This window comes from Kribbella speibonae (assembly GCF_004331375.1).
Lineage (GTDB): Bacteria > Actinomycetota > Actinomycetes > Propionibacteriales > Kribbellaceae > Kribbella > Kribbella sindirgiensis.
Genome location: NZ_SJKC01000008.1, coordinates 14,408 through 27,210 on the forward strand (window position 1 = coordinate 14,408; position 12,803 = coordinate 27,210).

General features: G+C 69.6%; 11 protein-coding genes. 6 read left to right on the forward strand and 5 right to left on the reverse strand.

From position 1 onward, the window contains the following. The first annotated feature begins 20 nt into the window (after positions 1-20). The 5 genes from E0H92_RS39040 to E0H92_RS39060 are packed head-to-tail and all read left to right on the forward strand — an operon-like array spanning position 21 to position 6,543. On the forward strand, positions 21-1,901 hold the full coding sequence (locus E0H92_RS39040) for a YncE family protein (protein WP_131499867.1): 1,881 nt from the start codon (positions 21-23) through the stop codon (positions 1,899-1,901). Further along, on the forward strand, positions 1,898-3,844 hold the full coding sequence (locus E0H92_RS39045) for an NHL repeat-containing protein (RefSeq protein ID WP_131461010.1): 1,947 nt from the start codon (positions 1,898-1,900) through the stop codon (positions 3,842-3,844). Before E0H92_RS39040 ends, E0H92_RS39045 begins: the two co-directional genes overlap by 4 nt. Positions 3,845-3,860: 16 nt before the next feature. Next, entirely contained in the window at positions 3,861-5,093 is a 1,233-nt protein-coding gene (locus tag E0H92_RS39050) for a DegT/DnrJ/EryC1/StrS family aminotransferase (RefSeq protein ID WP_131499868.1), read from the forward strand. Then, a complete protein-coding gene (locus tag E0H92_RS39055) occupies positions 5,090-5,818 on the forward strand; it encodes an amidohydrolase family protein (protein ID WP_131499869.1) in 729 nt (242 codons plus the stop codon). The genes E0H92_RS39050 and E0H92_RS39055 overlap by 4 nt, the downstream gene beginning before the upstream one ends. Beyond that, positions 5,812-6,543, forward strand: a complete 732-nt coding sequence (locus E0H92_RS39060) for an amidohydrolase family protein (RefSeq protein ID WP_131499870.1) — start codon at positions 5,812-5,814, stop codon at positions 6,541-6,543. Before E0H92_RS39055 ends, E0H92_RS39060 begins: the two co-directional genes overlap by 7 nt. Before the next feature lie 66 nt (positions 6,544-6,609). Here E0H92_RS39060 and E0H92_RS39065 read toward each other — a convergent pair whose 3' ends face one another. From E0H92_RS39065 to E0H92_RS39085, 5 genes are all read right to left on the reverse strand, one after another. Continuing rightward, entirely contained in the window at positions 6,610-7,131 is a 522-nt protein-coding gene (locus E0H92_RS39065; protein ID WP_131499871.1) for a GNAT family N-acetyltransferase, read from the reverse strand. A 47-nt stretch (positions 7,132-7,178) separates the two neighbouring features. Continuing rightward, positions 7,179-7,532 carry a hypothetical protein gene (locus tag E0H92_RS39070; protein WP_131461005.1) on the reverse strand — a complete coding sequence of 118 codons (354 nt, stop codon included), beginning with the start codon at positions 7,530-7,532 and terminating at the stop codon, positions 7,179-7,181. Positions 7,533-7,602: 70 nt separating this feature from the next. Beyond that, positions 7,603-8,391: a CPBP family intramembrane glutamic endopeptidase gene (locus E0H92_RS39075; RefSeq protein ID WP_131499872.1), complete on the reverse strand. Its 789-nt coding sequence runs from the start codon at positions 8,389-8,391 to the stop codon at positions 7,603-7,605. 23 nt (positions 8,392-8,414) lie between these two features. Beyond that, positions 8,415-9,731: a DUF1266 domain-containing protein gene (locus E0H92_RS39080; RefSeq protein WP_131499873.1), complete on the reverse strand. Its 1,317-nt coding sequence runs from the start codon at positions 9,729-9,731 to the stop codon at positions 8,415-8,417. A 26-nt stretch (positions 9,732-9,757) separates the two neighbouring features. Further along, the gene (locus E0H92_RS39085) at positions 9,758-10,336 is read right to left on the reverse strand and encodes a TetR/AcrR family transcriptional regulator (protein ID WP_131499874.1); all 579 of its coding nucleotides are present in this window, start codon (positions 10,334-10,336) and stop codon (positions 9,758-9,760) included. Between the two features lie 46 nt (positions 10,337-10,382). Here E0H92_RS39085 and E0H92_RS39090 point away from each other — a divergent pair, with 46 nt between their 5' ends. Beyond that, positions 10,383-12,788, forward strand: a complete 2,406-nt coding sequence (locus E0H92_RS39090; RefSeq protein WP_131499875.1) for a glycoside hydrolase family 3 protein — start codon at positions 10,383-10,385, stop codon at positions 12,786-12,788. Positions 12,789-12,803 lie beyond the last annotated feature (15 nt).

Genomic DNA, 12,803 nt, shown 5'->3' on the forward strand with positions numbered 1-12,803 from the left:
TGGTCATCTGCGCAGGTTTGGTGAGCATTTCACCGTCGGCCGGCGCTTCCATTCCGGTCGGGACCGAAACTCCGACCGTCACCAGTCTCGGTCCGGCATCCGCCGTGACCTCGACCAGCGTCGCCGAGCAGGTCGGCGACCGGATCTGGACCATCACCTCCGGCGTCTCACCCGTCCAGGTCGGTGCGTTCGACCCGGTCGGCAAGACCGTCGACCGCAAGTTCTCCCTGCCGACCGGCGCCGGAGCATGGGCGATGACCCATATCGGCACCGACCTGTACATCGGCCTCTACACCCCCGGTGACATCTACAAGGTCGACACGACGACCGGCACCGCGGCCAAGGTCGCGCAGTTCGGCTCGTTCGTCTGGTCGATCGCCGCCACCCCGGACGGCAAGATCGTCGCCGGTACCTATCCGGACGGCGCGGTGCACGAGTACGACCCGGCCACCGGCGCCACGAAGTCGTACGGCGCCGCCATCGCCGGTGAGCAGTACGTCCGCAGCATCGCCGCCGACGCCACCACGATCTACGCCGGCGTCGGTACGAAGGCGCACCTGATCGCCATCGACCGCGCGACCGGCGACCGGCGGGACGTGTTGCCCGCCAAGTACGCCGACCGTACGTTCGTCGCCACGCTCGCGCTCGACGGGACGAAGCTCGCCGCGGGCCTCTCCCCCACCGGCACGATGCTCGTGTTCGATACCACGGACCTGAGCAACCCGGTCGAGGTACAGACGCCCGGCGGCGACCAGTACGTCACCGCGATCACCTTGAGTGGCGCTGACGTCTACCTCGGCACGCGCCCGTCCGGCACGCTCTACCGGTACCGCGACAACGCGCTGACGCGCCTCGGTTCGCCGTACGACGGTGCGTACTTCAACCGGATCTTCGTCGAGGGTTCGACCCTACGGGCCGAGCTGACCAGCCAGGTCGTCGACTTCGACGAGGCGAGCGGGACGTTCAGCGGCACCGACCTGGGTCAGGCCGGGCTGCCACCCGCACCCGAGCAGCCAATGGCGATCGCCGCGACGCCCACGTCCGTGCTGGTCAGCGGCAAGGCGGGCATCCAGGTCCATGACCTCGCGACCGGCGCCAGCACCCGGACCTTCCTGCCCGGCGAGGCCAAGACCATGACGCCGGTCGGCCGGCAGGTGTACCTCGGCGTGTACACGCTGGCCCGTCTCTGGCAGATGAAACCGGACGGCGCCGGCCTGCACGAATTCGGCCGGATCGGCAACGAGCAGACCCGCCCGACCGACGCCGCGTACGACGCCCGCTCACAAACGTGGCTGCTCTCCACCGAGCCCGACTACGGCAAGTACGACGGCACGCTCGTCGAGCAGCACCTGGATACCGGTCAACTCGAGGTGCACCGCGGCGTCGTACCGCACCAGTCGGTCCGTTCGGTGACGACCGCGGACGGAATCGCGTACCTCGGCGGTGCGACCCGGAACAGTCTCGGCACCGACCCGATTTTGCCCGAGGCAACCGTTGTCGCCTTCGACCAGCGCCGCAACAAGGTGTTGTGGGAGACCGCTCCGCTTGCGGGTGCACAGAGCTACAGCGCTGTCGCGCACTACCGTGGCCGGCTGTACGTGACCACCGACGACGGCCGTCTCGCCGTCCTCGACCCGCGCACCGGAAAGCTCGTCGCCGGTACCACGCTCGGCACCAGCCAGAGCCGACTGACCATCGCACGCTCCGGCCTGTACGGGACAGACAGCAAACGCGTCTTCAAGATCACGCCGACCATCACCGGAACCCCGGCCGTGAGCACCGTGGTCGACGGGCTCGCCTCGCAGATCTACGGCTACCCGCTCATCACCACGTCGCACGACGGCGCGGCGCTCTACACGATCAAGGGCCGCGATCTCGTACGGATCAGAGGGCTCCGATGATCATCTCCCGCCGTACCGCCCTCGCCGGCGCCATGGCTACCGGAGCGCTGACTGCTCTCCCCACCACTGCTCACGCGGAGGACGGACCCATCGACGGTTCCACCTTGCCCACCTCAGGTCCCGCGGTCGTGACGGCCGCGGTCGTCGCGATGGCGGTGCTCGACGGCCACGCGTACGTGATCAGCCGCGGCATCGTGCCGCCCCGGCTGACCGAGGTCGACCTGACCACTCGCCGCGTGACGAGGACGATCGAGCTGCCGACCGGCGAAGGCGGCTGGGGCATCACGGTTGCCGCCGGCAAGGTCTACTGCGGTCTCTATCCGACCGCCGACGTCTACTGCTTCGACCCGGCCGACGGATCCGTGGTCCACGTAGGAGCGCTGGCTGGTCCCGGCGGTTTCGTCTGGGACATGACGACGGCACCCGACGGCCAGGTGTTCGCGGTCAGCTACCCGAACGGCGCGGTCTGGCAGATCGATCCCGCGACCAACGCGGCCACACGGCTCGGAGCCCCGGTCGCCGGAGCGCAGTACGGCCGCTATGTCGGGGCCGCAGGCAACTACGTGTACGCCGGGATCTACACGCCGTCGCAGGTGGTCGGGTACGACCGGAGTACCGGGGTATTCCGCGACCTCACGCCCGAGGCGTCCCGTGGACAGAGCTTCGGTCCGTTCGCGGGCGCCGGCGACCGGATCTACGTCGGCAGCAGCCGGGCGTTGCTGAACATGGCGCTCGACGGCAGCGACGTACGGGCTGTGCCGTTGCCCGAGGGCCAATCCAGCGTCGACGCGATCACGGTCGCCGCGAACGGTACGGCGTACCTGACGACCCGGACGTCCGGGACGGTCTGGTCGTGCGGACCGCAAGACACCAGCCTCACCGCGGTCGCGACCCCCGCGCCGTCGGATGAACATCGCCGTCTCGTCATGCTCGACGCGAACACGCTGCTCGGCGCGACCGGGTCCGGCGTGCTGTGGTGGCTCGACGTCGCGACCGGTGAGTTCGAACTGCTCGATCTCGTCGACGCCGGGTTCACCCCCGCGCCGGACAAGCCGCAGTCGATCGTGATCGGCGACCCGCATCTGTACGTCGGCGGGCACTGGGTGGTCACCGAGCACGCGATCGACACCGGCGTGACCCGCCGGCTCCGGGTCGCCGGTGAGGCGAAGACGCTGAACTGGGTCCAGGGCGAGCTGTACTCCGCCCTGTACCCGAGCACCGAGGTGGTCCGGATCAACCCGCGCACCAAAGAGGTGCACAGCTTCGGCAAGATCGGTCACGAGCAGATCCGGCCGTGGCAGGCCGCGTACGACCCGAAGTCGAAGCTGCTCGCGATCGCGTCCGCACCCGGCACCGGGAAGCTGACCGGCGCACTGACCCTGCTCGACGTACGCACCGGTGAACTCGACGTGCACTTCGGCGTGCTCCCCGATCAAGGCCTGCTGTCGGTCTCGATCGTCGACGGCATCGCGTACGTCGGCGGGGACGTGGTGGGCGGCGGTGGCGTTCCGCCGACCCGAACCTCGGCCTCGATCGCGGCATTCGACCTGTGCCGCCGCGAACTGCTCTGGACCGCCGAGCCGCTGGCCGGGGAGCGCTCCATCCAGAGCGTCGCCGTTCACGACGGCATCCTGTACGGCGTCCTGAAGCGCACCAGCGGCGGCTGGTTCACGTACGACCTGCGCACGCGCGCTGTGGTCCGCGGCGCGAACAAGCTGTCCGGGTACGGTCAGATCCACGTTGACCGGACCGGCGTCTACTGTGAAACGAACTTCGGCGGGAACCTGTACCAGCTGGGACCGGGCCTCAGCAGTGCGAAGCTGCTCGTGAACAAGCTCGGCGACGGGTGGTACACCGTGCCGCAGCTGACCCCGGTGCGTGGCGCCCGGCACAGCGTCTGGGGTCTGGCCGACCGCGATCTCGTCCAACTGCCGTTGCCCTAAGCAAAGGAATTGTGTGATGGAGAACAGTCAGCTCGCCCGTCACGGCGGTACGCCGGTCCGCACGGAGCCGCTGCCGTCAGTGATGAACGCCAGCGGCCGGCGCTTCGGCGACGACGAGGTCAAGGCGGTCGAGCGGGTGCTGCGCAGCGGCATGCTCTCGGCCACCTGGGGAACGGAGGTTCCCGCGCTCGAGCTGGAGTTCGCGTCGCTGCTCGGCGCCGGGCACGCGGTCGCGTGCAGTTCGGGAACCGCGGCGCTGCACCTGGCCGTCTCCGCCGTGAACCCGGATCCCGGCGACGAGATCATCACCACGCCGATCAGCGACATGGGCACCGTGTTCCCGATCCTGATGCAGAACGCCGTACCGGTGTTCGCGGACGTCGACCCGATCACCGGAAACCTGACGCCCGAGACCGTGGCCGCCGCGATCACGCCGCGCACGAAGGCCGTGATCGTCGTACACCTGTTCGGCAAGCCGGCCGCCGTCCGGGAGTTGCGCGCGCTCTGCGACCAGCACGGGATCCTGCTGATCGAGGACTGCGCGCAGGCGTACCTCGCGCCGGTCGGCGACACGTACGTCGGCCGGATCGGCCACATCGGGTGCTTCAGCCTGCAACAGACCAAGCACATCAGCGCCGGCGACGGCGGTCTCGCGGTCACCGACGACGCGCAACGCGCCCGCCGGATGCGGTTGTTCGCGGACAAGGGCTGGCCGCGGGACACCGACGAGCGGACCTACCTGTTCCTCGCGCTCAACTACCGCATGACCGAACTCGTCGCCTCCGTCACCCGCGCCCAGCTCAACAAGCTCCGCAGCGTCGTGCTGGATCGCCGTACGGCGGCCGCGCGCCTGTCCTCCGCGATCGCCGACCTGGCCGGGGTGACGGCACCGCCGGACGGCGGTGACCACGTGTACTGGCAGTACCCGCTGATCATCTCCGAGGAGGCCGGCGACATGCGGGAGTGGGCCGCAGCGCTGACCGCCGAAGGCATCCCGGCGAACGGCGGGTACCTGACCAGCCCGCTGTACGCCGCACCTGCCGTCCGCGAGCGGATCACGTACGGCCAGTCCGGGTTCCCGCTGCAGGACGTCTCGTACCCGGTCGGGCTGTGCCCGAACGCCGAGGAACTCATCAACTCCCGGCTGCTCGTCCTCGCCTGGAACGAGAACTACACCGAGTCCGACGTCGACGACATCGCCACCGCGATCCGCAAGGTCCACCAAGCCCTGTCCCGGAAGGCATCATGACCGATTCTCCCCTGCTGCTCGACTGCGACATCCTGGTCGGGCACGACGTGACGACGGGTCGCTGGGGCCGGCCCGAGAACATCGCGAAGGTGTTCGCGGAGAGCGGGATCTCGGGCGGCGTCGTGTCCGGGCTGCGGGCGGTGCACTTCGACGTACCCTCCGGGAACGACGAGGCGCGACAGGTTGCCGATGGCAACGGCTGGACGACGTGCCCGGTGCTCGACCTGCGCGATCCGCTCGGCGCGGAGAAGGAACTGGAGCGGCAGCTGGCCGGCGACACGCCGCCGCGGGCCGTCCGGCTGGCGCCGACCTTACAGAGTGTCGAACCGACGTACCCGGCCTTCGGTCATGTCGTGCAGCTGCTCGTCGACGCCGGGCTGACGATCTTCACCGAGGGCGACGTCCGCAAGGTCGGCCCGGCACTGCGCGGGCTCGGCGCGCGGGTGGTGTTCCTCGACACGCACTTCTACTACCTCGGTGACTTCGTGCTGCTGGCCCGGTCCGAGCCCGGGTTCCACACCTCCACCCGGATGCTCACCGGACCGGACGCGCTGGAGATCGTGGCCGCGGAGGTCGGCGCCGAGCGGCTCGTGCTCGGGTGCCGGACGCCGTTCCACGAGACCCGCTCGGTGATCCGCCGGCTGCTCTCGTCGAAGCTCAGCGCGGACGAGATCGCCCAGGCCGGAAGCCGCAGCCTCACGACCCTGCTGGAGCCCGCATGCTGATCGACGTACACGCCCACTGGGGACCGTGGTTCTTCTCGATGGACGTCGCGAGCATCGACACCAACATCGACGGACTCGACCGGTTCGGCATCGACCTCCAACTGGTCTCCGCGATCGAGGCCATCGTGTACGACGCTCCGCTCGGCAACCGCTCGCTCGCGGAGCAGCTCCCGGCCGATCCGCGGCTGCGCGGGATGATCGTCGTCGACCCGCGCCGCCTCGACGAGGCCCGCACGGATCTCGACGAGTTCCTCGCCGGGGACGGGCGGACGCGGTGGGTCGGCGCGAAGATCCACACCGAGTACAGCCGGACGCCGATGACGTCGCCCGCGATGCAGGCGGCGATCGAGCTCACCACGGAGTACGGGCTGCCCACCCTCGTGCACACCTGGGGCGACACCGTCGTCGATCTCGCCGACGTCGCCGCCCGGGTCCCGGGGGCGCGGGTGCTCGCCGGTCACATGGGCGCGAACGGCTGGCCCCGGGTCCCCGAGGCGGCGGACCGCTGCGACCGGATCTGGTTCGAGCCGTGCTGGTCCGCGCCCGAGGCCAACCGGATCCGCTGGATCCTGGACCGGATCGGCCCCGACCGGATGATGTTCGGCACCGACGCCACGCTGATCGACCCGTCGATCGCCCAAGGCGCCCTCGAAGCCGCCGACCTAACCCCCGAGGAACACGAGGCAGTCACCCACCGCAACGCCCGAGAACTCTTCGCCCTCTGACCTTGGCGCTTACGTCCGAAGAAGTGGGGGCCCGGCCCCTCAATTCTTCGGACGCAAGCGCCAGGCTCAGGGCGTGACGAAGACGATGATGTCGGTTTCGGGGCCTCGGACCTCGGGTTCCTGCCAGCCGAGGTGGCGGTAGAACGCGACCGCGTCGTGGTTCTGGTTCCAGGCGAGGAGCCAGGCTCGCTTGTGCTCTTGGGCAGCCGTTTCGAGGAGGCGGCGGGCCAGGCCGGTGCCGCGGGCGTGTGCGAGGACGCCGAGCTCGTCGACCTCGTACGCGCCGATCAGCAGCTCCTCGACCTGCTCGCTGCCGATCCGGTCGAGGACGCTCCCGTACGCCCGGTCGGTCCGGAACGGCGCCGGCGTCGTCCACCCGGTCAGGAACCCGGCGATCCGCCCGTCCTCCGACCGCTCGGTCCACGCCTGGAACCCGTCCCGTTCGACGTCCGTCTCGAGCCGTTTCCGGAACGCGATCCGGGTCTCCTCGGCATCGCGGTGCTCGAACGGCGGTGCCGTGAACACCTCGACGTACGCCGTGGTCAGTTCGTCCGCGATCTCCAGAAGGTCCCGCCCATACGTGTGCACCGCTCCAACCTACCGATGGAGCGGTGCGTGCGGCTGATGCCGCAGCCTCAGTTGGTCGAAGCGGCCGCCGGCTGGAGATCCGACGAAGCGCTCTCCGAGTCCTCCGGAGCCCCGGCAGAAGACCTGGCCCCGGCACCGGGCGCTCCCGGCGTCGCCGCGATCGTCTCCAGTTCGGCGCGGAACTGCGGCAGCATCCAGCGCAGCGGCTGGTCCAGAACACGTGCGATGGCCGCCTCGTCGACCTTCAGGAGGCCGCCGATCCGGGCGAGCGCGTCCGGCTCGTCCGTGGCGGCGTACAGCAGGTGGACGACCTCGTGCCGGTGCGCGAACACGGCGAGTGCCGCGGCCGCGAGACCGGCGTCGATCTCCGGCGGATTCGTGATTTCCCCGTTGACTGTCACGTCATCCTCAACCCGTCCGGAGGCCGATCGGTTACGTGTCAGTCTTTACAGTTGCCCAAATTCTCGCTTTCTAGCTCGGCAGCCAGGACACCTTGCCGAGCAGGTACGTCGCCCCGATCAGGGCGGCCGTGTCGATCAGGGTGTGCGCGACGACGAGCGGCATGATCCGGCCCCACCGCCGGTACAGGTAGCCGAAGATCACGCCCATGATCACGTTTCCCGCGAACCCGCCGAGCCCCTGGTAGAGGTGGTACGAGCCGCGCAGCAACGAACTGGTCGCGATCGACCGGCGGACCGACCAGCCGAGCTGATCGAGCCGGTGGTTCAGGTACCCGAGCACGATGACTTCCTCGAGTACGGCGTTCTGCACCGAGACCGCGATCAGGATCGGGATCCGCCACCAGTCGTCGGGCAGCTGTGACGGGTCGACGGTCAGGTTCACACCGGTCGCGTGTGCACCGATGTAGAACAGCAGCCCCGCTCCCCCGACGGCGGCCGCGATCGCCGTACCGCGCCCGAGGTCGCGGAACCTGTCGCGCAGGTCGAACCCGATCGTCCGGAACGACTCCTTGCCCCGCGCGAGCAGATGACCGACCAGCGCGACCGGCACCAGAGCGGTGACCACCGCGAAGATCTGCCACGCCAGGTCCAGCCACGGCCGGCCCGGCGCGCGCGACCCGACGATCACCGCGGTCTGCCCGCTGATCGGCTTCGACGACGTCAGCACCCCCGTGAACGAGATGATCGCCGCCACCCCGGACGCCCCGAGCGACAGCGCCAGCACGAGCCAGATCTCCTTGGTCAGCACACGCCGATCCACCCCTGCCGCGATCTCAGGCAGGTCAGCAGACTTCGTCATGGTTCAACTATCCCGCAAGCGGCCTAGCGGAACGGCACGGTGACCCAAGGGCTGTGCTCGACGCTGAGGAGAAGCTCGTGGTTCTCGCGCGCCTCGGTGTACCACTTGCGGGAGTTGTCATCGTCGAACTGGATGCAGCGGCCGAGGATGTAGCCGACGCCGAACTCGGCCCATGACGTGTAGTGCCGTTGGGCCTGCTGGCTGAGGACGCGGAGCGCATCGAACATCTCGGTCTGGGCGCAGAAGCGCGTACCCCGGCCCCAGCGGGCCATCATGGAGGCGCGCCCCAGATCCCACGCGGCCGTCGAGCGTACGTAGCCGCCGTCCGGGAGCAGGCCGTCTTCGCGGAAGCGCTCCTCGAAGCGGAGGATCCGGGTGATCAGCTCGCCGCGCGCCACAACGAACTCGTCGAGCTCGGGATCCGCACCCGGTTGAGCGGGAGCGCCGGTCTGCGCGACGTACTGGCGCAGCGCCGACTCGTCGTACTGGCGCCACTCGACCGCGTCGACCGGCCCGCCGAAGTGGTCGACCAGCCCGTTACGCGTTCGCAGTACGTGGTCCCACTCCGACGAGTGGACGTCGCGGTTGAGCAGCCGGCCCTCGATCTCCAGCCAGTCCTGGCGGATCTTGACGCCCCACCATTCCTCGATCAGTGCGAGTTCCGCGCTGTAGCCGTTGCCGTGGTACTCCGTGGTGTTCCAGGCGTGGCCGTTCGTGACGCAGAGCTGCGCCCCGCAGGCCAGGCCGTGCAGGAGTACGCCGGGCTCGGTGGCGTTGCTCTGCCGGGTGATGACGCGGCCGGAGAAGTAGCCCGGCGCCCAGTACGCGTCGTGCATTTCGAGAATCAGCTGCTTCATCTTGTCCCCGAGTTGCAGCACGTTCTGACACGGCGTCTGCGGGTTGACCAGCAGTACGTCGACGTCGCCGAGCAGCCGCAGCAGGCCGCGCAGGTTGGTGAACTCGTAGACCACCTTCGGGTGCGGGCGAGGCAGCACGTCCAAGGTGTAGACCGACATCGCCCGGAGTCCGTCGCCCAACTCGGCGATGATCGGCCGTCGCTTCTCCGGATCCGGGTGGGCATGCGTGATCGCCACCGGGTGGTAGACACCGGCGGTCGCGAGAATCGACAGGTACGCGGAGACATCCGGGTCGTCCTTGTCCCGGTAGAGCAGCCGCTCGACCGGAGTCGGGGGCACCCAGGGTCCGTCCGTCGGCTCGGCGATCCTCGGGAGCACCTCGTCATGGTCGTCCGCCTCGCCGACGGCATACCCGGAATCGACCAGGTCATTGACGACATCGAAGTCGTCGAAGGGGCCCGGGCCGTCGTCGCTCGTGGTCATACCGGAAACCTAGGCGGTGGAGCAGGTCACGCCTCGGTGCCGGCCAGGAGGTCGAGCAGGTGGCTGAAGAGGGCGGCGGTGTCGGCTTGGAGTTCGTACTGCGACTGGACCTGGAGGCCGTCGGAGAGGGCGATCAGTAGGGTCGCGATCGTTTCCGGGTCGGCTGCCGCGGTCAGGGTCCCGGCGGTCTGGCGGGCGCGGACCGCGTCGGCGAGCGCCTCCCGGATCGCGGCGTACCGCTCCACGAAGTACTCGTGGGAGCCGTGCTCCGGATCGCCGGCCTCGGCGGAGAACGTCGAGTACAGCTGCACGAGACCCGGCACCGACCCGTTGTGGCGGATGATCGCGGTCAGGTTGTCGATCGGGTCACCGGCCTCGAACCGGGCCCTGTCCGCCTCGTCACGAGCCCGCAGCACCGCCTCGAACAGCTGCTCCTTCGAGCCGAAGTAGTGCAGCATCCCGGCCTCGCTGAGCCCGGCCGCGGCGGCGAGTTCGCGCGTCGACGTCTTCCGGTACCCGTGCCGCGCGATCACCTCCAGCGCGGCCCGCAGGATCTCGGCGCGCTTGGCGACACCCTTCGCATAAGGACCCCGGGAACTAGCCATGGCCAAAACCTAGCATCACTTGGTTTTCACGGTTACGCTTTTCGCCATGAACTTCGACGACCTGCTCGGCCGCCTCTCCCTGGAGGAGAAGGTCCGGATCCTGACCGGCCAGGACTTCTGGTCCACCCACCCGCTGCCCGCGATCGGGCTGCGTTCGATGGTGCTGTCCGACGGCCCGAGCGGCGTCCGCGGCGCGGTCTGGGACGAGCGCGACCCGTCCCTGAACCTCCCGTCGGCAACGGCGCTCTCGTCGTCCTGGGACGTCGGCATCGCCCACCGGTACGGCGTGGTGTCGGCGCTCGAGGCGCGCCGCAAGAACGTCGACGTGGTGCTCGGCCCGACGATCAACCTGCACCGTTCCCCGCTCGGCGGCCGGCACTTCGAGGCGTTCAGCGAGGACCCGGTGCTGACCGCGGACCTGGCCGCGGCGTACGTCGCCGGCGTACAGGAGCTCGGCGTCGGCGCCACCCCGAAGCACTACGTGGCGAACGACTTCGAGACCGACCGCTTCACCGCGAACGTCGAGGTCGACGAGCGCACGCTGCGCGAGGTGTACCTGCTGGCCTTCGAGAAGGCGGTCACCGAGTCGAAGGCGTGGCTGGTGATGAGCGCGTACAACTCGATCAACGGCGCGACCGCCTCGGAGAACGACCTGCTCGAGACCCCGCTCAACACCGACTGGGGTTTCGACGGCGTGGTCGTCAGCGACTGGACCGCCGTCCGCAGCGTGGAGAGCGCCAAGCACTCGCAGGACCTGGCGATGCCCGGCCCGGTCGGCGCTTGGGGTGACGCGCTCGTCGAGGCGGTTCGGTCCGGTGAGGTCAAGGAAGACGCGATCGACCGCAAGGTACGCCGCATTCTGGCGCTCGCCGCCCGTGTCGGCGCGCTCGAAGGCACTGAGAAGCCCTCCGACCCACCGCAGGTCGATGGCGTGGCCTTCGCACGAACGGCGGCAACCGAGGGCACCGTTCTGCTCGCCAACCAGAGCGCGCTGCCCTGGGATTCCAGCGCGCTCACGAAGGTCGCGATCATCGGCCACAACGCGCGCGACGCGCGGACCCAGGGCGGCGGTAGCGCGACCGTCATCCCGGAGAAGGTCGTCTCACCGCTCGACGGGCTGCGCGCGGCGCTCCCGAACACAGAGATCACGTACTCGATCGGCGCGGTCGTCCAGGAAGGCGTCGCCGAGCTCCCGGCCGGCACGATGACGAACCCGCAGTCCGGTCAGCCGGGCGCCCGCGTCCGGTTCCTGGGCGCGGACGGTTCCGAACTGTTCGCCGAGGACCGGTTCTCCAGCGCGCTGGTGTACCTCGGCGGCGACGCGCCGATCGGCGAGTCAGCGGTCTTCGAGTTCCGCACCACCTGGACGCCGAGCGAGTCCGGCGCGATTCAGCTTGGTTTCGCGTCGGTCGGCCACGGCAGGATCTTTGCCGACGGCAAGCTCCTCCGCGAGGACACCGCGGTCCCGGTCGGCAACGACCTGGGCGCCGCGCTGCTCTCGCCGCCGTCGATCTCCGCGCCGCTCGAGGTCACGGCCGGAACGCCGGTCGACGTCCGCGTCGAGCTCGACCTGCCCAAGGTCGAGGGCGGCCTGAGCAACGCGCTCAGCATCACGGTCGGTGTCGAGCCGGGTAACGACGACCCGCAGGCCCTGATCGACGAGGCCGTCGCCGCGGCCCGGGAAGCCGACGTGGCGCTGGTCGTTGTCGGCACCAACTCGAAGGTCGAGTCCGAGGGGTACGACCGGACCTCGCTCGCGCTCCCGGGCCGGCAGGACGACCTGGTCCGCGCGGTCGCGGCCGCGAACCCGCGAACGGTCGTAGTCGTCAACGCCGGCTCCCCGGTGCTTCTCCCCTGGCGGGACGACGTCGCCGCGGTGCTCGCGACGTACTTCGGCGGTCAGGAGTACGGCGACGCGCTCGCCGACGTTCTCCTCGGCCGTACCGAGCCGGGCGGCCGCCTCCCGACCACGTGGCCGCGTGTGCAGGAGGACGTGCCGGTCATCAACGTGACCCCGGAGAACGGCGTCGTGCGGTACGACGAAGGCATCCACATGGGGTACCGCGCCTGGCTCAAGGCGGGCACCGAGCCGGCGTACGAGTTCGGTCACGGTCTCGGGTACACCACCTGGGAGCTGTCCGACCTGCGCGCGAACGACCCCTCGTCCGTCGCGCTGACCGTGCGCAACAGCGGCGACCGGGCCGGCAAGCACGTCGTCCAGGTGTACGTCGAGCGTCCCGGCAGCGCCATCGACCGCCCGGTGCGCTGGCTGGCCGGGTTCGGTGTCGCCCGCCTCGACGCAGGTCAGGCGCGCGAGATCACGATCGGCCTGCACGAGCACACCTTCGAGCACTGGGCGGATGGATGGACCACCGAACCCGGCGCCTTCACGATCCGAGCCGGCTCGTCGGTTTCGGACCTACCGCTCTCCACGGAGCTCCAGGTCCGTTAGCTGCCCGGCTGCACG